This is a genomic window from Dermacoccus sp. GAS27A (genome assembly GCF_044909235.1).
In the GTDB taxonomy this organism is placed as follows: domain Bacteria; phylum Actinomycetota; class Actinomycetes; order Actinomycetales; family Dermatophilaceae; genus Dermacoccus; species Dermacoccus nishinomiyaensis.
Genome location: NZ_JBIYDW010000001.1, coordinates 247,573 through 269,391, shown reverse-complemented (window position 1 = coordinate 269,391; position 21,819 = coordinate 247,573). Strand labels below are relative to the sequence as shown.

General features: G+C 70.1%; 18 protein-coding genes. 1 reads left to right on the top strand and 17 read right to left on the bottom strand.

Annotation, left to right across the window (positions count from 1 at the left end; translation table 11 throughout):
• Nucleotides 1–20 precede the first annotated feature (20 nt).
• The 8 genes from ABH936_RS01140 to ABH936_RS01105 form a co-directional block, all read right to left on the bottom strand.
• The gene (locus ABH936_RS01140; protein WP_074039183.1) at nt 21–794 is read right to left on the bottom strand and encodes a DUF3159 domain-containing protein; all 774 of its coding nucleotides are present in this window, start codon (nt 792–794) and stop codon (nt 21–23) included.
• Complete coding sequence (locus ABH936_RS01135; protein ID WP_404602184.1) at nt 791–1,189, bottom strand: hypothetical protein; 399 nt, start codon at nt 1,187–1,189, stop codon at nt 791–793. Before ABH936_RS01135 ends, ABH936_RS01140 begins: the two co-directional genes overlap by 4 nt.
• Entirely contained in the window at nt 1,189–2,034 is an 846-nt protein-coding gene (locus ABH936_RS01130; protein ID WP_404602182.1) for a DUF3710 domain-containing protein, read from the bottom strand. Before ABH936_RS01130 ends, ABH936_RS01135 begins: the two co-directional genes overlap by 1 nt.
• A 2-nt stretch (nt 2,035–2,036) precedes the next feature.
• Entirely contained in the window at nt 2,037–2,522 is a 486-nt protein-coding gene (gene dut / locus ABH936_RS01125) for a dUTP diphosphatase (protein ID WP_404602180.1), read from the bottom strand.
• A 2-nt stretch (nt 2,523–2,524) separates the two neighbouring features.
• Nucleotides 2,525–2,821, bottom strand: a complete 297-nt coding sequence (locus ABH936_RS01120) for a DUF4193 domain-containing protein (RefSeq protein WP_404602178.1) — start codon at nt 2,819–2,821, stop codon at nt 2,525–2,527.
• Nucleotides 2,822–2,920: 99 nt separating this feature from the next.
• The gene (locus ABH936_RS01115) at nt 2,921–3,799 is read right to left on the bottom strand and encodes an inositol monophosphatase family protein (RefSeq protein ID WP_404602176.1); all 879 of its coding nucleotides are present in this window, start codon (nt 3,797–3,799) and stop codon (nt 2,921–2,923) included.
• A gap of 4 nt (nt 3,800–3,803) precedes the next feature.
• On the bottom strand, nt 3,804–4,922 hold the full coding sequence (locus ABH936_RS01110) for a ferrochelatase (protein ID WP_404602174.1): 1,119 nt from the start codon (nt 4,920–4,922) through the stop codon (nt 3,804–3,806).
• Complete coding sequence (locus ABH936_RS01105; RefSeq protein WP_006945303.1) at nt 4,919–5,557, bottom strand: trimeric intracellular cation channel family protein; 639 nt, start codon at nt 5,555–5,557, stop codon at nt 4,919–4,921. The genes ABH936_RS01110 and ABH936_RS01105 overlap by 4 nt, the downstream gene beginning before the upstream one ends.
• Before the next feature lie 87 nt (nt 5,558–5,644).
• Here ABH936_RS01105 and sepH point away from each other — a divergent pair, with 87 nt between their 5' ends.
• Nucleotides 5,645–7,360, top strand: a complete 1,716-nt coding sequence (sepH, locus tag ABH936_RS01100) for a septation protein SepH (RefSeq protein WP_074039177.1) — start codon at nt 5,645–5,647, stop codon at nt 7,358–7,360.
• Here the strand turns inward: sepH and ABH936_RS01095 are convergent.
• The 9 genes from ABH936_RS01095 to ABH936_RS01055 are packed head-to-tail and all read right to left on the bottom strand — an operon-like array spanning nt 7,329 to nt 21,706.
• Nucleotides 7,329–8,948 (bottom strand): MFS transporter, encoded by a 1,620-nt coding sequence (locus ABH936_RS01095; RefSeq protein ID WP_006946905.1) that lies wholly within the window; start codon nt 8,946–8,948, stop codon nt 7,329–7,331. The two genes, sepH and ABH936_RS01095, sit on opposite strands and share 32 nt — an antisense overlap.
• 6 nt (nt 8,949–8,954) lie before the next feature.
• Nucleotides 8,955–9,680, bottom strand: coding sequence for a thymidine kinase (locus ABH936_RS01090; protein ID WP_062255883.1), 726 nt, complete (start codon nt 9,678–9,680; stop codon nt 8,955–8,957).
• An 11-nt stretch (nt 9,681–9,691) separates the two neighbouring features.
• Nucleotides 9,692–10,810: an alkaline phosphatase family protein gene (locus ABH936_RS01085; RefSeq protein ID WP_038567839.1), complete on the bottom strand. Its 1,119-nt coding sequence runs from the start codon at nt 10,808–10,810 to the stop codon at nt 9,692–9,694.
• An 8-nt stretch (nt 10,811–10,818) separates the two neighbouring features.
• Nucleotides 10,819–11,421 carry a DUF5998 family protein gene (locus ABH936_RS01080; RefSeq protein WP_144693948.1) on the bottom strand — a complete coding sequence of 201 codons (603 nt, stop codon included), beginning with the start codon at nt 11,419–11,421 and terminating at the stop codon, nt 10,819–10,821.
• Between the two features lie 41 nt (nt 11,422–11,462).
• The gene (locus tag ABH936_RS01075; RefSeq protein WP_404602169.1) at nt 11,463–14,135 is read right to left on the bottom strand and encodes a GNAT family N-acetyltransferase; all 2,673 of its coding nucleotides are present in this window, start codon (nt 14,133–14,135) and stop codon (nt 11,463–11,465) included.
• A gap of 8 nt (nt 14,136–14,143) precedes the next feature.
• On the bottom strand, nt 14,144–15,496 hold the full coding sequence (locus ABH936_RS01070) for a sialidase family protein (RefSeq protein ID WP_143181178.1): 1,353 nt from the start codon (nt 15,494–15,496) through the stop codon (nt 14,144–14,146).
• Nucleotides 15,493–18,501: a type I restriction endonuclease subunit R gene (locus ABH936_RS01065; protein ID WP_074039173.1), complete on the bottom strand. Its 3,009-nt coding sequence runs from the start codon at nt 18,499–18,501 to the stop codon at nt 15,493–15,495. Before ABH936_RS01065 ends, ABH936_RS01070 begins: the two co-directional genes overlap by 4 nt.
• Nucleotides 18,498–19,757 (bottom strand): hypothetical protein, encoded by a 1,260-nt coding sequence (locus ABH936_RS01060; RefSeq protein ID WP_139023657.1) that lies wholly within the window; start codon nt 19,755–19,757, stop codon nt 18,498–18,500. Before ABH936_RS01060 ends, ABH936_RS01065 begins: the two co-directional genes overlap by 4 nt.
• Nucleotides 19,754–21,706 (bottom strand): class I SAM-dependent DNA methyltransferase, encoded by a 1,953-nt coding sequence (locus ABH936_RS01055; protein WP_074039172.1) that lies wholly within the window; start codon nt 21,704–21,706, stop codon nt 19,754–19,756. The genes ABH936_RS01060 and ABH936_RS01055 overlap by 4 nt, the downstream gene beginning before the upstream one ends.
• Nucleotides 21,707–21,819: the final 113 nt, after the last annotated feature.

The window sequence follows — 21,819 nt, the reverse complement described above, 5'->3', positions numbered from 1 at the left end:
GCTCGCGGCAGCGACGTTCGTCAGCGACCCTCGTCGACCTCGGCGGGCCGGATGTTCCTCCCGCGCCCGAGGTTCTCCTCACGGGCGATGTCTTCGACGTGCTCGGCGTGTTCAAGGCGCTCGTGGCCCTCGGGGTCGTCATGCAGCAGCGGGTCGTGCGACTCGAGCGGCGTCTCACCCTTGACGAGCAGCAGCACCATGAGCCCGAGCGCCGCGAGGTACAGCGGCCATCCGAGCACGATCTTGCAGACGCCGAGCGCGGTGACGTCGTCGGCGAGGTACAGCGGCACCATGACGGCGAGACGGATGGCGAACAGCGCGGCGAACACCCACGTCAGGCGCGTGCAGACGCGCACCATCGAGTGGCTGCGCTGCCATGCCGTCGGGTCGTCCTTGAGGTTCGGGTCGCCGCCCGCGACGATGAAGCCCACGAGCGGCCAGCGCACGGCGATCGACAGCACGCTGATCGCGAGCATGACGCCGCCCTGGATGAGCCCAGGCAGGAACACGTCGGAGGCCTGCCCGGAGCGCTTCGCGAGGAACGCCGCGAGGGCCGTCGCGAACGCCGCCATGAGCACGAACCTCAGCGTCTGACGCTGCACGAGACGCAGCAGCGCGGCGAGGACGAGAACGGCGCCGGCGGCCAGCAACGCGGCGTTGAGGTTCTTCGTCGCCGTCCACACGATGACGAAGGCGACGGTCGGCAGCGCGGCCTCACAGGAACCGCGCCAGCCGCCCATCGCGGTTGACAACCGCTCGCGGATGACGGCCTCGACGGTGTTCGGTGCGTTCACGGCTGCTCCTCGGTGCGTGGGCTCGGCACCAGTTCGTACGCGGGGTTGAAGATGGCAGGCCGGGTGCGGTGCGTCGCGGCGAGACCGCGCGCCCGCACGGCGACACCGGGCTCGATACCGCCGATGTGGCGTCGCCCCAACCACACGAGCGCGACCTCGTCGCCGTCCGCCTCACGGATCTGGGCGACGACGGCGGGCACGTGACCGTCCGCGGCTCGCTCGTCGACGGAGGCGATGACGCCCTCGACGACGCGCGGTGTGCGCACCGGCGCGAGGCCCGGCATCGACGCCGGTTCGCGTTCCGGTGGCGAGTCGAGGCGGTGCGAGCCTCGCCGACGCTCGACGCGGCGTCGCAACCCGGTGGGCGCGACGCGACGCGCGAGCCACGGACGCATCAGCGGGTCTCCGTGATCTCCGGGCCGCGCTCGAGGGGGCCGACGGTGGGGGCGTCGGTGTGCTGCTCGTGCTCCTGCGCGCTCGCCTGAGCCTGCGCCATGAGCTCGGGCGGCAACGCCAGTTCGAGCAGTTCGCGCGGGGCGCGCGGGTCGGAACCACGGTGCACGACCACGGTGCGGACGAACTCCATCGCGCGGGCTGCGGCCTCGTCGTCAATGGCTGCGTCACCGGAGAGGACGGCGCGCAGGAACCAGCGCGGGCCGTCGACGCCGACGAACCGAGCCGGCGAGAACGTCGTGCGTCCGTCGGGTCCCTGGCTGGGCATCCGCACGCGCAGTTCCGTGCCGAGCGGCCCGTCGACCTCCTCGGCCGTGCCTCCGCCGGCGACGATCGCCTCGGCGATCTCGCGCCGGATGCCGTACCAGACGCCCGTCGTCTTGGGCGCGGCGAACACCTGCAACTGCACCGCAGACGTGCCGGCCTCGCCGAAGACGGCCGTCAGGCCCGTGAGGGTCTGAGACGTCTCGTCGACGTCGAGACGCAGCTCGATGTCCGCGGTCGGCACGAGGCGCAGCGAACCGAAGTCCATCTCATCGCGCGTCGGGGCCGAGGCGGAGTCGTAGGGGCCGTCGCTCAGGTCGACCTCCTCCCGCGGACGCAGCTTCGAACGGCGTCGGCGCGCAGCCTCGTCGTCCTCGGCGCTCGGCTCGTCGAGGTCGAAATCGTCGAGGTCATCAACGTCCGTGGAAGCGTCGTCAGCGGGCGTGGTCGGTTCGACCTCTTCGCTCGTCGCAGCGTCCTTCGCCGCGTCGGCGCCCTTCTTGCGTCGTCCGAAAACGGCCATGTTCACTTTCCCTCTCGCTGGGGCGCGCGCCCCGTGTCGAAACCACCGCTGGAGCCGTGGCCGGATTCACCGCGTTGCGTACTCGTCAGCGATTCCACGTGCTCGAACACCACGTGCTCGACGCGCTGGATGACGAGCTGGGCGATGCGATCGCCGCGTGAGATCGTGAGGGGCTCGCGCGCGTCGGTGTTGATGAGGCTGACCTGGATCTCGCCGCGATACCCCGAGTCGACGACGCCCGGTGCGTTGAGCACCGTGATGCCGTGGCGCGCCGCGAGCCCCGAGCGGGGGTGCACGAAACCGGCCCAGCCAGGCGGCAGTGCGAGCGCGACGCCCGTCGGGACGAGCGCACGGTGGCCGGGCGCGAGCGTCAGGCCGATGCGGGCACGCAGGTCCGCGCCCGCATCGCCGTCGTAGGCGTACGCGAGCGGCTCGAGACCGGCGTCGAGCTGGAGCACCTCGACGTGCAGGGCTTCGGCGGCACTCATCCTCAGGCGCAGTCGCTACAGACCGGCAGGCCGCTGTCTTCCTCGGCGAGCTGGCTGCGGTGGTGGACGAGGAAGCACTTGCTGCAGGTGAACTCGTCGGCCTGACGCGGCAGGACGCGGACGGAAAGCTCTTCGCCGGACAGGTCGGCTCCCGGCAGCTCGAAGCCTTCGGCGTGCTCGGTCTCGTCGACGTCGACGCTGCCGGACGACTTGTCGGTGCGCCGGGACTTCAGCTCCTCGATCGAATCCTCGTTGACGTCGTCGTCGTTCTTGCGGGGGGCATCGTAATCAGTTGCCATCAGTGTTCTTTCTTCGCTGCGTGCGTGAGGGTGGGCGAAGCGCCCCCATCACTTGATTCCCCGCTGTAACGCGCGGCTGAGCCATTTTGTGCCCGCATACTAACGCGCCGCGGGGAAAAGGCAACCGCGAAGCGCCTCGTGAATCTTCGGGGTCGACGCGACGGCCATGGTCTTACCCGCGGGTAGCCCGGGCATGCCGCTCATGAGAGCGCCCGCCTCGGTTGCGATGACCTGGCCGGCGGCCTGATCCCAGGCGTTGATCCCCGACTCGTAGTACGCGTCGAGAATGCCCTCCGCGACGAAGCACAGGTCGATGGCGGCCGCGCCGGCGCGACGCACGTCACGCACCTGCGGCAGCAACGATGCGAGCATCTGCCCCTGCGCGCGGCGTTTGTCGGCCTCGTAGCCGAACCCTGTGCCGACGAGTGCAAGCTCGAGCCGCTTGCACCCGCTGACGGCGAGTGGGCGTCGCCGTCCCGCCCGGTCGACGACCTCGGCGCCCTGACCGTGGCCCGCTACGTACGTGCGATCCAGCTCCGGCACCGCGACGGCGCCCGCGACCGGCAGCCACGCGCCCTCGCGGGCGGTGTCGCCGACGCACACGGCGACGGAGACGGCGTAGAACGGGTGGCCGTAGAGGTAGTTGACGGTGCCGTCGATCGGGTCGATGACCCACGTCAGCCCGGACGTGCCGGCGCTCGCTCCGTCTTCCTCACCGAGGATGGCGTCGTCGGGGCGCGCCGCGGCGATGCGCGCGCGCAGCAGTTCTTCACTGCGGCGGTCCATGACGGTGACGACGTCGACCTCGCTCGACTTCGTGTCGGCGACGCCGAGCGCGTCGGGGCGTTCGTCGACGATGAGCTCGCCCGCCTCGCGCGCGAGGTCGAACGCGAGATCGCGCAACACGCGCACCGTCGTGTCATCCGGCACGAGGTGCGTCAGCGCGCCGAGGCCGTGCCCGCCGGCCTGTTCGCTCACCGCGTCAGTCCCGGCCGCACAGCGCGGGCTTCGCGGCACGCAGGTTGGGGCAGCAGCCGGGTTCGCAGACGCTGGGTCGCGCCTCGCCGGGCCACGCGGGGTGCTCGGGCGATTCGCCGCGTGTCTCCGCGGCGCGTTCCTCGAGCAGGTCGACGAGGCCATGGACGAACTCGGGGTCGACGCCGACCGTCGGCACGCGACGCATCGTCAGCCCCAGGCGCTCGGCGGTCTCGGCGGCCTCGGTGTCGAGGTCGAACGCGACCTCCATGTGGTCGGAGATGAACCCGATCGGCGCGACCACGACGTGCGTCACACCGCGCTCGGCGAGGTTCTCGAGGTGGTCGTTGATGTCCGGTTCGAGCCACGGCTGCGACGGCGGGCCCGAACGCGAGCAGTACACGAGCGCACCTTCAAGCTCGCGTGACAGCGTCGCGTTGGCCTCCGAGAGGATCGCCGCGCCCAGCTCGTCGTGCTGCTGCCAGTACAGGTTTCCGTCGCCGTCACCGGGGCCGGAGGTGTCGTCCATCGCGAGCGGTATCGAGTGGGTGACGAACACGACCTGCACCTGCTCGTCGGGAACGCCCGCGAACTCACGCAGGGCGTCCGTCACGAGGCGCGTGTTGGTGCGCGCGAAGCTCGGGTGCGTCGCGAACTGACGCACCTTGTCGATGCTCAAGGCGCCCTCGGGGACGCTTCCGTCCTCGGACAGCTCGTGCGAGGCCGCCGCGAGATCCTCGCGGTACTGACGGCACGAACTGTAGGAGGAGTAGGCGCTCGTCGTCAGCGTGACGACGCGGCGCGCGCCGTCGGCGTACGCCTCGCGCAGCGTGTCGGCGAGGAACGGTTCGGAGTTGCGGTTGCCCCACACGATCGGCGTCGTGATGCCGCGACGCTCGAACTCGGCGCGCAGCGCCGCGATGAGGGCACGGTTCTGATCGTTGATGGGGCTGCGCCCACCCATGATCTCGTAGTGGTGCGCGACGTCGGCGAGCCGCTCGTCGGGGATGCCGCGCCCGGCCGTCACGCGGCGCAGGAACGGCATGATCTCGTCGGCCTTCTCGGGGCCGCCGAACGAGGCGAGCAGCACCGCGTCGTAGGGCTCGAGGGCGTTCGCTTCGGTCATGGGCGATCTCCTGTTCGAAGGGGCTGCGGCGCGTTGAGGTCGAGGATGACGGCCACGATGCGCAGCACGAAGACGATGACGACGCAGCACCACAGTACGGGCACGCTGTAGTGGTGGCTCTCGTGGGCCACGACGACGAGGGACGAACCGAGCAGCGCCGGCACCGCGTACAACTCGCGGCGCAGCACCTCGGGGACCTGGCCGACGATGACGTCACGCATGAGACCGCCGCCGACGGCCGTCAGCACGCCGACGAAGATCGACGTCGTCGCACCCATCCCGTACGACAGCGCCTTGATCGATCCGGCGACGCAGAACAGGGCGAGGCCCGCGGCGTCGAGGATGCGCACGAGGCGCGCGATGCGGCTCACCTCGGGGTGCAGGACGAACGCACAGATGCCGGCGAGCACGCAGACGCCCATGAGGCGCCAGTCGCTGACGCCGACGGGCGGCGTCTGGCCGATGAGCAGGTCGCGCAGCACCCCGCCGCCGAGGCCTGACATGCCGGCGAGGACGATGACGCCGAGTACGTCGAGGCGTTTGCGCACCCCGACGAGCCCGCCCGACAGGGCGAAGACGAAGACGCCGACGAGGTCGAGGACGAGCTGCAACGAGTGGCTTTGCGTGAGCACCATGGCAGGCGACACGCTACCGCGGGCGGGGCGGCCTCCCGGAATCGTTCGTGGGAGCATGGCAGGGTAACGCCCAAGGTCTGGTTACGGATGGAGTTCGTCGTGCAGGAATTGCGTTTGGTGGGGGTCGCGGAAGACGGGGCGAACCTCCTGCTCGCCGACGGTGACGGCGGGCGCTTCACCCTCGCCATCACCGACGAGTTGCGCACGACGATCCGGCGCGATCGTCGTGAGCCGGCCAGCGCCGACCGCCAGGCCAAGCAGGAGAACCCGCTGCGTCCGCGCGACGTGCAGGGCCTCATTCGCGGCGGCGTGCCGCTCGAGGAGATCGCCGAGCGCGCCGGCTGGTCGCTCGAGAAGGTGCAGCGCTACGAGGGCCCGATCCGCGCCGAGCGCGACTACGTTTCCGAACTTGCCCAGAGGGTGCAACTGTTCGGTCGCGGTGAGACGACGACGCTGCGCGAGCGCGCTGACCGCCGTCTCGCCGAACGCGGCGTCGAGGCCGAGCGCGTCGTGTGGGACAGCTGGAAGAACGACGACACGCACTGGACCGTCATCGTGCGTTTCCCCGCAGGCGGCCGTCAGCGCGAGGCGACGTGGCTGTTCGACCCGGTCAACCGCGCTCTGCGCACCGTCGACGACGAGGCCCGCTGGCTCGGCGGCGACGAGATCGCCGCGGCCGACGAGGACTCGCCGGAGCGTCAGAAGGCCGCCGCCCGCAAGGGCGGCGCCCGCACGCACCGTGACGCGCCCGTCTACGACGTCGAGGCCGAAGGTGGCCTCGCCGATGCCCAGGACCCGCACCTCGGTGCGCGCCTGTCACCCTCCGACCCGCGCGCCGGCGCCGGTGACCTCACCGCGTCGATGCGTGCACGTCAGGCCAGCCGCGGCCGTGGCCGCTCGTCGTCGCAGCGTTCGAGCGGCGGCGCGGGCACGACGTCGGCGACGTCACGGGCCACCCAGTTGCCGGCGTCGATGGCACCGACCGAACGCACCGAGCGCATCGACGTGGGCACGACTCCCCCGCCGCTGCCCTCTCACCCGCGTCCCGAAGAACTCACCGAATCCGGCGAGGAGTCGCGTGAGGCGCCCGTGAATACCGCTGGGGGCGAACGTGATTCGTCGGGTCGTGACGGCGACGCCGTCACGAGCGATGCGGTGACGACGAGTGCCGCGGGTTCTGGTGCCGACGCTCGGGGCGTGACCGGCGCGAGCGACGACGACTCGCACGCCGGCGCGCAGAGTGACGACACGAACAGCGAGACGTCGCGCCATGAAGACGTCGACGAGGCGTCCGGCAAGGCCGCGCGCGGCTCCCGTCGTCGCAAGTCGCGCCGCCCGCGCGCCCGCGTCGAACAGGCATCTGTGCGTGGCGCACTGCGCGATGACGACGACGAGCACGACGAGTCGCTCTTCGGCGAACTGCCCGGCCACCACGACGGTGGCGACGTCTACGACGACGATGCCATCGGCGCGGAGCACGACGGCGAACACGAGTTCGATGACGTCGCGACCGACTCGTCCGCGGTATTCGACGAGGAGGTAGCGGCACAGGCCGAGAACGAGTCTTCCGACGATGTCGAGAAGAGCGCGTCGGCGGCCGACGAGGAGACCTCCGGCACCGACACCCGCGAAGCTGCGCCGACGAAGAACGACACCACGTCGAGGGACGCGTCGTCGAAGGGCACCTCGAAGGGCGCCTCGCCCGCGGTGCCGCCGCGCGCGAGTCAGAGCCGCAAGAGCTCGCGTCCGAGCGTGCCGAGCTGGGACGACATCATGTTCGGGGGCCGCGGCCCCAAGAAGTGAGGCGCGGACCGCGCCCTGCGTTCCATGCGACGACGAGTGCGGTCCACGTCAGCAGCACGACCGCGGCGGCGTACATGCCGATCGTCGCGTCGGTCGGGATGATGCAGGCGAAGATGCCGCCGAGCACCCACGCGAGCTGCAGCACCGTCTCCGATCGCGCGAAGGCGCTGGTGCGCACGGCCTCGGCGAGATGATCCTGGATCAGCGTGTCGAGCGCCAGTTTGCCGAGCGCCTGCCCGAGGCCGGCGACGAGCCCGACGATGACGGCCGTCATGAGATCGAAGTGCACCGCGGCGACGACGACGGCCGCGGTGTCCGCGAGCAGGCACGCGAGGATGACGACGCGCGGCGCGAGCGCGCGCACGACAGCTCCGGCAACGGAACCGAGCGCGTTGCCGATGGCGGCGGCGCCGACGACGATGGCGAGCAGCGTCGTCACCTTGTCCTCCCACCCGGGCAGCGGATGGGTCTTCATGAGGAACGCCATGAACATCGTGAGGAAGCCGCTGACCCAGCGCAGCCCGGTGTTCGTGCGCAGCGCAGCGACGACGGCGGGCGGCATCGTCAGCTTCGGGGCACGCAGTGAACCGTCGTGGCGGTCGGAGTCGATGTTCGCCGGCAGCAGGATTGCGAGGATGGTGCCGAACACGAACAGCAGGAACGCGGCGCGGAACGCCCACGTCGCCCCGAACAGCGCGGCCGCGCCACCGGCGAGCGGGCCACCGATCGTCGCGCCCGTGACGCCCGCGAGGCTCATGCGGCTGTTGGCGCGCACGAGGGTCATCCCGTCGGGCAGCAAACGCGGCGTCGCCGATGATCGGGTGACGATGTAGGCCTTGCTCGCGACGAGGATGGCGAGCGCCGCGGGGAACTGCCAGACGGAGTCGCGTTCGATCGCGTCGGCGAGCACCCAGCACAGGAAGCCGCGCAGCGCGAACGTCGCACCCATCGCCCACCGACGGCCGTGACGATAGCGGTCGAGCAGCGGCCCGACGAGGGGCGCGACGATGGCGAACGGCAGCATCGTGAGCACGAGGAAGAGCACGACGTGGCTCTTCGCCTCCCCCGGCTGCGCGGAGATGAACAGCGTCCCGGCGAGTCCGACGGTGACGGCGGCGTCCCCCGCGTTCGACAGCGCGTGCACCTCCATGAGGCGCCCCAGGCCGCTCTCGCCGGCGCCCTGGGCGTTGCTCGCGCGCCGGGCGGCGCGCAGGGACGCCTTCGTCGCCCCCGCGCTCAGGCGAGCAGCACCACGCACGCCCTGGCCGGCGAGGCGCCCCGCGGCGAGTGCACCACCGGCCATGCGTCGGGCGTTGTCGGATGCGGACGTTCCGGCCGTGCCCTGGGTGGCGTCAGGCGCCGGGCCGTCTGTCTCGTCGCCTCGATTCGATGCAGCCGCGCGTGCGAGCTCGCGCGTCTCGTCCAGCTCGCGGGCGTCACCGCGCGCGGTCGTCTCGTCCCACCCGCGGGTGTCATCGTCCGCGGCGGGTCGTCCGGCGCGCCAATTCGGAGCGTACGAACCGCGCGCCCAGTACGGCGTCGTGTCGTCGGCGTCGTCGTCTCGAGGGCCGGAGCCTGGCGTGGACATGGCGACTCAGGGGCCTTCGTGTGCCGTCGACGATTCGCCCGCAGGCTCGGACGCGACGAACGTCGAGGCGGGCACCGGGCAGACGTCGAGGTCGAACGGCATCTGCTGCGCCCCGATCGTGCGCGCGGCATGTGACGTCATGCGACGCATGAAGTGGCGCCGGCACAGTACCTCGTACTCGACGAGTGGCGTCTCGCCCTGGTCGCCGGTGTCGCCGACGACGACCTGCTCGCCCTCGACGACCATCGTGCCGTCGACGACGCGGGCGTTGTGCGTCGCGCGCTTGCCGCACCAGCACAACGCCTCGACCTGCAGCAGCTGTGTGCGGTCGGCGAGTTCGAACAGGCGACGCGAGCCGGGGAACAGTTGGGTCTTGAAGTCGGCGGTGATGCCGAACGCGAAGACGTCGACGTCGAGTTCGTCGACGACGCGCGCGAGCTGATCGATCTGCTCGGGCTCGTAGAACTGCACCTCGTCGGCGATGACGTAGTCGAGCTCGCCGAGGGTGACGCGCGCGGAGACGGCGAGATCCCACAGGTCGAGGCCGGCGTTCACCTCGAGGGCCTCGCGGCGCAGGCCGAGGCGGGAGGAGATGACGGCCTCACCGGCGCGGTCGTGCTGGGTGAGGACGATGCCGCGACGGCCGCGCGCGGCATGGTTGTGATCCATCTGCAGCGCCAGCGTCGACTTGCCGCAATCCATCGTTCCGGTGAAAAACACGAGCTCAGCCACGGTCAGTCACCCTAGCGCGCGCCGAGGTGGAGGAACGGCACGTCGAGTTCGTCGGGCGTCATCGCACCGTGCTGGCCGAGCAGCGTGAGCACGCGGTCGCTCATGACACGCGAGTCGACGTACCCGCGCGCGCTCGTGACGGAGACGACGACGTCGCCGAAGCGTCCGGCGGTGGCGGGATCGAGCGCGCCGACCCAGCCGGCGTCGGCGAGCTGTTCGCGGGTGAAGACGTGTCCGTGCGCGCCGATCTCGGCGCGCCAACGCGACTCGACGTCCGCGAGCGCCCCCGGCTCGACGTACAGGTGCAGCGCGCGCATCTCTCCCCCGACGCGTCGGACGCCGTCGCGCAGGTGCGGCGTCGTCGCGATGTCGACGCGCGCGTCGAGCGGGACGTCGACCATGCCGTGGTCGGCGGTCAGCGTGAGAGACGTGCCCGCGGGGCGCCCGAAGTCGAGGCGCGCCATCGCGTCGTCGAACACGGCGAGCTCGTGCGCCCACTGCGGCGAGCCGACGCCGTGGACGTGGCCGGCCTTGTCGATCTCGCCCCAGTAGAGGTAGACGAGTCGGTGACCGCGCCGGGTGGCGGCCAGCGCCGCGTCGACGCGGTCGTCGAGCCCCTCGGCCGGGTAGAACGTCGCGCCGCGCAGGGCGGCGTTCGTCAGGCCCGAGCCGTCGAAGTAGCCGGGTCCGATCATGGCGGGACGCAGCCCGGCGGCGTCGGCGCGTTCGAACACCGTCGGGTTCGGTTGCCACGCCTGCGGATTCGGCCCGTCCTTCCACGTCAGCTCGTTGAACACGCGCCCCGTCGCGGGGTCGACGACGAGGTAGCCGGCCAGGCCGTGCGCACCGGGGGGCAGGCCGGTGCCGAACGTGCCCATCGACGTCGCCGTCGTCGTCGGGAAGCCCGCGGCGAGGGTCTGCATCCGCTCGAGGTGCTCGCGCAGGAACGGTGCGTGCGCGCTCTGACGGCGCAGCAGCCGCGCGCCCAGCCCGTCGGCGAGGACGACGATCGCCGCGCGCGCCTGCGGCAGCTTGCGCCCGGCCCCCGCGAACGCGACGGGGTCGAGGCTGCGTGCCACGGACGGCAGCACACCGGCGAGCCCGTCGGCGTCGTAGCGGGGAGCCTTCATCGCGGGCGTCAGCGGGCCGCGGAGCCGACGACGGCCGACAGGGCGTGCGCGAACGTCATCGCCTGCTGCAGGTGACCCTCTCCCTCGGCGTCGGCGGAGATGCGCAGGCTGATGTCGTCGCCGGTGATCGTGCCGTCGTAGCCGTGGTCGGCGTCGCAGTTCGGGTCGCCGCACGTCGCGGGCAGCAGGTCGATGCGGCTGATCGTGCCCCAGCCGATCGTCAGCGTCACCTCGCGCCCGAGGCTGCCGGAGCGGTAGCGCTCCGGGGAGGTGACGACGTGCGTCAGCGTCACGCCGCGCACGAACGACAGCGCGACCGTCTCCGACGTCGCCGTCACGGCCTGACGCGTCGAGCGCACACCCCCGGCGGCTGAGTCGTCGTGGTCGTCGGCGTGAACGATGACGAGCTTCGTCGGCGTCAGCACGAGCACCGTGATGTGACGCAGCAGTTCGTCCTGCTCGAAGGTCGTCTCCACGTGCACGAGGTGCTGGCGCACCTCGTCACCGGCGAGCGCGGTGGCCACGACGTCGCGCACGAGCGCGGGAAAATAGCCAGCCTTGTCGATGGCACGAGCGAGGTCGGCGGGAAGGTTCTGAGCCATGCCTGCCATCATCCCATCCTGCGGCCCGCGCTCGCCTCTGGAGGGCGACCTCACGTCATGGCCCGTCGGCCCGAGTCCTGACGCAGCGACGCGGGCGCCAGCGTGATGCGCGCGCCGAGGACGTCGAGGCCGCCGGGGTGCGTGCTCACCGGGTTGAGTTCGAGGTGGGCGATCTCGGGGTTCTCGTCGGCGAGCACCGACACCCGCGCCACGAGATCCTCGATGGCGGCGCGGTCGATGCCGCGCCCGCGACTGCCGTCGAGCAGCGGCCACGCCTTGATCGAGCTGACGAGTTCGCTCACGTCACCGGTCGTCAGCGGCGGGTTGCGGTAACCGACGTCGTCGAGCAGGTCGGTCGGCGGGCCGGAGACGGAGAACGAGACGACGGGGCCGAACAGCGGATCCTCGACGCTCGTGACGGAGCAGCCGATGCCGGGGGTCGCCATCTTCTGCACGACGAACTGGTCGGGGCCGTACTCCTCGAGACGCTCCGCGAGCGCCTCGTAGGCCTCGACGACGGCGAGCGGCGAGCGCAGGTCGGCGCGCAGCGCGCTCGCGACCTGGTGACGCACCTGCGGCGCGATCGACTTGACGACGACGGGGAAGCCCAGCTCCTCGGCCGCGTCGACCGCCTCCTTGGGCGAGCGCGCCGGAACGGAGGGCCACACCGAGATCCTGGCGAGCGCGAGCAGCTGCGCGGTCTCGTCGGCGGTGAGCTCCCGCCCGTCGGGCGATTCGGCCATGATGGAACGCACCATCTCGTGCACGCCCTTGCGGTCGATGCCGAGCGGCGCGACGGGTTCACCGCGATCGCGCCCGCGCCACTCGGCGTAGTTCGTCGCGGCGGCGAGCGCTCGCACGCCGTCCTCGGGCATCGGGTAGGAAGGCACGATGCGCGTCGAACCGTCGGGCGCGGACGCCGACAGGTCGTCGCTCACACCGTCGATGCCGAGGAACGTCGTGACGCAGGGCTTGTCGTACTGCGCGCTGACGGCGGCGACGGTGCGCGCGACGTCACGCCCGCCCGTGATGAGCGGCGGGATGAAGCTCGCGACGACCGAGTCGACGTTCTCGTCCTCGAACGCGGCAACGAGCGCGTCACGGAACGCGTCCTCACTCGCGTCCGCGGCGACGGCGACGGGGCCGCGGGTGACGTCGAGCTTCCAGCTCAACGCCGCGTCACCGCACAGCGCGCCGAGCGCGTCGGAGTTGGCGACGACGGCGACGCGCCGCCCCTTCGGCAGCGGCTGGTTGACGACGAGCTGCGCTACGTCGAAGAGTTGGTGGACGTTGCCGACGCGGATGACGCCGCTCTGGCGCAGCATCTCGCGGAAGGCACGCGGAGGCGTCCGTGTCTCCCGGACGCGGTGCCCGGGCGGGCGTCCGAACGCGGAGACCTCGGACTTCACGACGACGACGGGTTTGCGCAGCGCGAGCTGCCGCGCGATACGCGTGAACTTGCGCGGGTTGCCGACCGATTCGAGGTAGAGGCCGACGGCGTGGGTGTCGTCGTCGTCGATCCAGTACTGCAGGAGGTCGTTGCCGGAGACGTCGATGCGGTTGCCGGCGGAAGCGAAATCGGACAGGCCGAGGCCGCGCCGTCCGGCGCTCGCGAGCACGGCGATGCCGAGCGCACCGCTCTGCGCGAATAGCCCGAGGTGGCCGGCGGGCGGCATCTCGTAGGCGATGGAGGCGTTGAGGCGCGTGTCCTCGCGCGTGTTGATGAGCCCGAAACTGTTCGGCCCGACGACGCGCATGCCGTGTCGGCGGGCCAGCGCGAGCAGCTGGGCCTGACGCTCGGCGCCCTCGGGGCCCGACTCGGCGAACCCGGCGGAGACGACGAGCAGCGCTCGCACGCCCGCGCCGCCGCACTCGGCGACGACGTCGAGCACCTTCGGAGCCGGCACGGCGATGACGACGAGGTCGACCGGTTCCCCGATCGCGCTGATCGAGGGCACTGTCGGCAGGCCCTCGATCGTCCCCGCCTCGGGGTGCACGACGTGGAGCGTGCCGCGGTAGCCGCCCTCGACGAGGTTGGCGAGCACGCGGCCGCCGACGGAGCGTCCGTCGCGCGAGACGCCGACGACGGCGATCGACGACGGGTTGAGCAGCGCACGCACCGACTGCGACTCGGCGCGCTGCTCGCGCGCGAGGCGCACGGCCTGCGACTTCTCGTTGGGCTCGATCTCGAATCGCACGGAGATGACGCCGTCGTCGAAGTTGCGGCTGACGTCGTAGCCGGCCTCGGTGAAGACCTGGATCATCTTGCGGTTCTGCGGCAGCACGTCGGCGACGAACTCGGCGACGCCGTTCTCGGCGCCGATCGCCGCGAGATGCTCGAGCATGACGGAGCCGACGCCGCGGCCCTGGAAACTGTCGGCGACGTTGAACGCGACCTCGGCGCTCGTCGCGTCGCGCCCTCCGAGGCGGTCGTAGCGGCCGATGCCGATGATGTCGTCGCCAACGGTCGCGACGAGGGCGACTCGTTCGACGTAGTCGACGTGCGTGAAGCGGCGCACGTCACGATCGCTCAGGCGCTTGATCGGGGCGAAGAAGCGCAGGTAGATCGATTCCTCGCTCTGCGCGGCGTGGAAGCGGTGGATGCGTTCGGCGTCGTCGGGGCGGATGGGGCGCACGTGGGCCACCGAACCGTCGCGCAGGACGACGTCGGCCTCCCACTCGCGGGGGTAGTCGGCCGGGATGCTGGGCTCCACATCGCTCATGTCGTCATTCAATCACCGTGCACCACAGCGTGGCGTGACCAGTGCACGCCGTTGTCGGCGGAGGTCCAGATGTCCCCGTCATGGCGCGTGACGGCGGCGACGCCGGGCTGGCTCGCCTGCAGGGAGTCGAACCCTCCCGGGCTGGGGCGCGGCGTCGGGGAACCCTCCGTCCACGACGCGCCGCCGTCCTTGCTCGCGGCGACGGCGATGTCGCTGAGCGATCGCGTCGTGCCGTCGAGGGCTTCGCGTGGGCCGCCGCTGACGGCGACGACGTGTGTCGGATCCTTCGCGGCGATCGTCACGTGTCCCTGCGTGGGCAGTGTGAGGTTGCCGGCGCCGACGAGCTGCCACGTCGCGCCGCCGTCGACGCTCGTGACGGTGGAGTAGCTCGTCGAGCGGGACGTGACGACGGCGTCGCAGACGGCGACCATCCGTGACGTCGCGCCGAGGCCGGTCGCCGCTTCGATCGTCTTGCCGTTGCACGCGGGCGGGGTCGACAGCGGCGTGAGGGCGTCGCCCGTGAGTCGCCACGCGCCGGAGGCTTCGCCGCCGCTGCGTTCGGCGTGCGCGAGGACGAGCAGGTTCTCGCCGGCCGTCACGATGCCGGCGTCGCTCACCTCGCCGGGCGGCGTGACGCCCGCGACGGCGTCGGTGACAGCGGGCGTTCGGCCGGTGCCGATGCGGGCGACCTCGAGGCGTCCGGTGCAGCCACCTTGGATGCAGCTCGCGGCGGTGAGGGCGTGGGCCTGGCCGTCGTGAACGGCGACGTCGAGAACGCTGACGCCGGGGTGCTGCACCTGCGTGAAGCTGCGACCACCGTCGTGGGTGACCCACAGGTCGGAGCCGAACAGGTACCCGGTGCGCGCGTCGAGGAAGCGCAAGTCGCTGATCGCGCCGGCGGGTTGGATGAGGGGTTGCGCGTCGCCCTGCGCGGACGACACGTCGGCCTGCGTGAAGGAGTGCACCTGCTGCCAGGTGCGGCCGCCGTCCTGGGTGCGCAGCAGGGCCGGGCAGGGTGTGCCCGCGCACGTCGTCTGCGCGAGCGCGAACTGGGTTTGGCCGAAGCGCGCTGACAGCGCCCACACGATCGACGACGTCGACGCCGGCGTCGCGGCCTGCGCGGTCTCGACGTTCGGCGACGAGCCGGACGACGGCTCGGCCGCCACGCCCCCGCCGACCGGTTCGCCGGCGCGCACGGCGCCCGGGCGCAGTGGGTCGCGGACGATGGCACGCGCGCCGTAGATGACCGCAACGACGCCCAGGGCCGCAAGCACGAGCGCGAGCGCCGCCCGCATGCTCGGCGAGCGGCGCAGTCGATGCCACCGGTCCGCCGTGGACGGGCGCCGGCCTTGCCCGCTCACCCCACCATCTCCCGTCGGAACTCGTCGTACGTGCCGGCGAGGTGGCCGATCAGCGCCCGCTTGAGGCCCGGCTTCTCGAAGTAGGAGTTGACGAACTGCTCGTTCGCGTCGTGCCGTTCGAGCATGACGTCGGCGAGCAGTTGTTCGAGCACCAGCTCGAAGGCGGAGCGGTCGTTGTACTGCGCGACGACGCGCAGGCGGTCGTTGTCCTTGACGGCGGCCCATTGCTGGTCGATCCAGATGCGGTCGCCCTCGCCCAGGTCGGCGCCGAACTTCTCGTTCATCGCCTCGATGAGCGCCGAGAGCTTGTCCTTCTCCGGCTCGTTCTGCGAGCCCTTGCCCTCGCCGGGCAGTGCGACGCCCGCCTCGTCGCTCGCCTCGAGCCCGATGTCGCCCTCGTGCGAGACCGACAGCCGCAGGTGTGTGAGCTGGACGGCCTTCGACAGCTGCGGCATCGGGTCGCTCTCGCGCTGCGGCAGGTCGGCGAGCAGCAGCTTGCCGTAGAGGAACAGCCGCTCCAGCGTCGCGTCGACCCACGGCATGACCTGCGCGAGAAACGCGTACGCGCGCACGAACTGTTCGAGCGTGCTGCGGAACTCTTCGGCCGCGTCGTCGTCGAGGGCGATGAATCGCCCGACGGCCGCGCCCACGTTCGCGTAGATGGCGGGCTGCTTCGCGTCCGCCCCGTCGAGCAGGGCGACAACCGCCGCCTCCATCTCGGCGAGCGACAGCACGCCCGCCGATTCGAGGTCGTGCTGCAGCGTGTAAAGGATGTTCGGGTCGGTCGGCGCCGCGAACGATTGCTCGTAGAACGGCGCGAACGCGTCGCGGATCTCCTCGGCGGTGTTCGCGAAGTCGAGCACGAACGTGTCCTGCTTGCCCGGCCGCGTGCGGTTGAGCCGCGACAGCGTCTGCACCGCCTTCACCCCGGCGAGCTTCTTGTCGACGTACATCGTGTGCAGCAGCGGCTCGTCGAACCCGGTCTGGTACTTCTCGGCGACGACGAGGAACTTCGCGTCGTCGTCCTCCTTGAACCGCTTGGGGAGCTGCGACTCGGCGAAGCCGTTGATCGACGCCTCGGTGAGCACGACGTCGGGCGCCCCGTCCTCGGTGACGGTGCCGGAGAACGCGACGAGCGCGCGCAGCGGACGAGCGCCCGTGTCGTACCCCATGCGTTCGATGTAGCGCGCGATGGCCTCCTGGGTGCGCACCGCGTGCAGCCGTGAGCGCGTCACGACCATGGCCTTGGCCCGGCCGTCGATCTTGTTCATCGTCTTGGCGCGGAAGTGCTCGACGATGATCTCCGCCTTCGCGTCGAGCTCGTACGGGTGCAGCGACGCGAACCGGGCGAGTGCGGCGCGGCCCTTGCGGGTGTCGAGGTCGACATCGTCGCGCGGCTCGGTGTTGGCGAGGCGGTAGTAGACGTCGTACGTCGTGTAGGAGGCGAGCACGTCGAGGATGAAGCCCTCGTCGATGGCCTGGCGCATCGAGTACGTGTGGAAGGGGCGGTAGTCACCCTCGGCGTCCTTCTCCCCGAACTGTTCGAGCGTCTTCGGTTTCGGCGTGGCCGTGAACGCGAAGAACGACAGGTTCGTGCTCTTGCCGCGTTGCTTCGCGGAGGCGAGCAACGCATCGTTCGCCTCTTCGGCTTCTTCCGCTTCGGCCTGCGCAGCTTCCTCGGCCTCGAGCCGGTCGTCTCCGCGCAGGACGCCCTTGAGTTTCTTCATGCCGTCGCCGCCGGTGGAGCTGTGGGCCTCGTCGACGATGACGGCGAACCGCTTGCCGGCCACCTCGCTCGTCTCCCCCTCGGCGGCGGCCTTCTTCGCGAGTTCGACGACGACGGGGAACTTCTGCAGCGTCGTGATGATGACGCGGGCCGCGTTGCCTTCGAGTGCTTCCTTGAGCTGCGCCGAGTTCTTGTCGATGCGCACGATCGTGCCGGGGGTGTGTTCGAGCCCGGCGACGGTCTCCTGCAGCTGACGGTCGAGCACCGTGCGGTCGGTGATGACGACGACCTTGTCGAAGATCGGCGTGTCGTCCTCGCCGTGCAGGCGCGAGAGCGAGTGTGCCGTCCACGCGATGGTGTTTGACTTGCCCGAGCCCGCCGAGTGCTGGATGAGTCGGTCGACGCCCGCACCGTCGCGGCGGGTGGCGTCGAGGATCGAACGCACCGCGTGCCACTGGTGGAAGCGGGGGAACAGCACTGTGCCGTCGCTGACGTGCAGGAAGGTGCCGAGCAGATCCAGCCACGCGTCGCGCTGCCACACCTGCTCCCACAGGTAGGCGCTCTGGTAGCCACCGCTCGCGGGGTCGACGGGCGGGTTACCGGCGCTGCCCGGGTGGCCAGGGCCCGCGGAGCCCTGGTTGAAGGGCAGGAAGCGTGTCGCCGAGCCTGCGAGCCGCGTCGTCATCGCGACGGCGTGCGGGTCGACGGCGAAGTGCACGAGCATGCGGCTCGCGAAGACGAGGTCGGCCGGGTTGCGGTCGCTGCGGTACTGCGCCATCGCATGCTCGATGCCCTGCCCGCTCAGCGGGTTCTTCAGTTCGGCGGACGCGACGGGCAGGCCGTTGACGACGAGCGCGAGGTCGAGCGAATCGCGGGGGTTCGACTCGGAGTGGTGCAGCTGACGCACGACGCCGAGCCGGTTCGCGTCGTACTTGCGCTGCATCTCGTCGTTGAGCCCCGAGGCGGGCTTGAAGTAGCACAGCTTCACCGGCACGCCGGAATCCTTGACGCCATTGCGGAGCACGTCGAGCGTGCCGCGGTGGTCGACCTGCTGCTGCACGACGGTGACGAACTTCTCCCGCGCCGCAGGCTCGCCGCCGTGACGCGTGACGAGCTGCGCCCACGCCTTCGGTTGGGACGCCTCGACGAACGCGATCACCTCGTCGGGAAACAGGCCGCGCTTGCGGTCGTACGTCGTCGGGTCGACGCTGATCCACCCCGCACCGAGCAGGTGCGCCTCGATGTTCGCCTCGAACGCCTTCTCCTGCGTCACGGTCATGCGTGCTCCCCGGGGATTCGTGTCGAAGCCGTCGTCACGTCGAACTCACCCGAGACGGCGGCCGTGATGAGGGACTGCTTGTATTCGGTGAGAAGTTCGATGCTGCGCAGGGTTACGGCCTCGAAGTTACGGTCAGCTTGTTGCCGCGCAGCCAGACGTTCTACTACTTCGCCCTGCCCTCTCAAGCTCAGCTGCGGCACCCGCAGCCCGCGAATAACGCCCGACGGCAGGTTGTTCGCCATGCCCTCCGCGCCACTGATCCCCAAACGTATGCGTTCCCGATTCTCATGAGCACGGAGCATGCCCACGACGAAGTCCGCAGACCACCCCGGGAGCAGCGTAAGGCGGTAGAGCTTGTCCGGAAAAAGCAGCTTGGGTCGCACATCCTGCGGTACGACAGCGACGCTACCGATCAGCTCAGGCGACCCACTCGCTCGCGACATGAGGATGTCACCCCCATGGATTTCGTACTCGGTGCGAGGCTCCAATCCCTCGGGAAGCGCCTTGTTGTCGCCAGCACGAAAGAACCCGCCGTTGACAGAACCCGCGCGCATGACACCCCATTGGCCCCCCTCGGCAGGGGTCGCATCAGCCTGAGGGGACCAACCCTGTTCGAGATTGCTCAGCAGGTATCCGAGACGAGCTGTCCCATGCCCTACGGCGGCCGCGTTGAACTCGCCCTGTAGGTACGCAGTTTGAACCTGCTTGACAGAGGCCACTTGGGTTTTCCGCGCGGCGATGATCTGGTCGATGCGGGCTACCCGTTCGTCGAGGAAGTCCGCAATCTGTCGCTGCTGATCGATCGGCGGATACGGAAGCATGAGAGATCGCACCGTCCCGTCGTCGAATGACGTGGAGCGCTCACGAATCCCCTTGGCCAGCGAGGCCACGAAGCCAGTCAGGGCCAGTGTGCGAAGGACCGCTGCCATGTAGCGCGCATCACCACGAACAGCGTAGATGTTGGCGACGGGAGACATCCTCCCACAGCTATCTGACACTCCAATAGCTCCTGCGAATCCATCCATAGAATGGATCACCAAGTCTCCGGGCCGAACGCCTTGATACCCGATCTCTTTGACCGCTTCCGTGAACCCCTCCATCCGCCTGTTCGCCCGTAGAGTCACTACACCGTCGCGGAATGCGGTCACCACTCCCTCATCGCTCGGGGGGCGCTTCTGCAGAAACAGCACGCGTCGAGCAGGAACCACCTTCCAGGCAGCCGGAATGGTGCCGAAGCCAGGCACGGTGTGGCTCACAGCCCCAGATCCTTCATCCAGCCTTGAATCTGCGTTTCGAGGTCGCGGATCTCGGCGGCGATCTCTTCGACCGGGCGGGGCGGTTCGTAGACGTAGAACTGGCGGGTGAAGGGGATCTCGACGCCGATCTTGGTCTTCGTGTGGTCGATCCACGCGTCCGGCACGTAGGGGCGGATCTCGGATTCGAGGTGCGCCTCAGCTGTCTCCCGCAGGGCGGTCTCACGGGCGTCGGGGTCGAGCGAGAACCACCCGTCGGGCAGGGGCACGTTCTCGGCGTCGCGCAGGTCGGGGTCGGGTTCGGCCTGCCCCTTCTTCGTGACGATCGGCGCGTCGGGGTCGGCCACGGCGCACGCGGTGGCGAACTTCTTGCGCTGCGCCGCCGTCAGCTTCGTGATCGCGTCGGCCTCCGCGAGCAGTGCCTTCTCCGTCTGGAACCGCTGACCGACCAGGGGCGCGAACACGTCGAACGGCGCGTCGGCGACGGCCTCCGTCGTCACCTCCCAGCGGCGGCGCATCGGGCGCTCCACCGTGATGCGCTGGAACCCGAACGCCTCGCGCGGCAGCACCTTGACGCGCGCATCGCCGTCCGCCTCGTCGAGGGCGCCGCCGTAGAGGCGCCCGATCTCGGCGATGGCGTCGGCCGTCAACTCCTTGCGCTTGTCGCCGAGCGATTTGCGCATCTTCGTGCCCATGGCGCGGGCGTCGACGAGCTTGACGAGGCCGCGGTCGGCGTCGGCCTTGTCGTTCGTCAGGATCCACACGTACGTCGAGATGCTGGTGTTGTAGAACATCTGATCCGGCAGCGCGACGATGCCTTCGAGCCAGTCGTTCTCGAGGATCCACTGGCGGATGCGCGACTCCCCCGAGTCGGCCGCGCCGGAGAACAATGGCGAGCCCGACAGCACGATGCTGACGCGCGAGCCCGTCGGCTTCATCTTCGAGAGCATGTGCTGCAGGAACAGCAGTGAGCCGTCGGACGAGCGCGGCAGCCCCGCGCCGAAGCGTCCGTTCATGCCCTGCTTGGCGTGCTCCTCCTTGATGGGGGCGGCGTACCCGGCCCAGTTCACGCCGTAGGGCGGGTTGGCGAGGATGAAGTCGAAGTGCTCACCGCTGAACGCGTCCTGCGTCAACGAGTTGCCGTTGCGCATCTGCTTGGGGTCGATGTCCTGCATCATGAGGTCCGATTGCGCGATGGCCCACGTCTCGTCGTTGAGCTCCTGGCCGTAGACCTTCACCTCGGTTTCGGGGTTGAGCGCCCTCATGTGCTCCATCGCCGTCATGAGCATGCCGCCGGTGCCCGCCGCGGGATCGTAGACGGTGCGCACCGGCAGGGGGTTCTCGACGAGCTCGCGGTGCGCCTCGCCGCCGACGAGCAACTCGACCATGAGACGGATCACCTCGCGCGGTGTGTAGTGCTCACCGGCCGTCTCGTTGCTCATCTCCGAGAAGCGCCGCAACAGGTCTTCGAAGATGTACCCCATCGCCTCGTTGCTCACGACGCTCGGCCGCAGATCGAGGTCGGCGAAGTCGGCGAGTACGCGGTAGAGGATGCCCGCGCGATCCATGCGCGCGATCTTGTCGTCGAGGTTGTATGCCTCCATGACGACGTAGGCGTCGCTGCTCAGACCGCGGATGTAATTCGACAGGTTCTCCGCGAGCGCCTTGTCGTCGCTCAGCAGACTCGTGAACGTGAAGCGCGAGATGTTGTAGAACCGCTGCCCCGCCACCTTCTTCAGCATCATCGCCTGCGGGGCGGCGATCGTCTCGAACGTCTTCGCCTTCGCGAGCACGGCGGGCTTGGTGTCGACGAGCACGGCGTCCATGCGGCGCAGCACGAGCAGCGGCAGCATCACCTGGCCGTACTCGTGCTGACGGAACGTGCCGCGCAGCGTGTCGGCGACCTTCCAGACGAAGGCGACCTTGTCCTCGAAACCCTGCGGTGATGCCATGCGGGCCATTCAATCAGCACGCCCAGCGCGATCGGGCGTCAACGTGCGCGCACGACCTCCACGTCTCGGTGAAGCCGCAAGGCGGCGTCCGGCCACCATGGGCCCGATCGGGG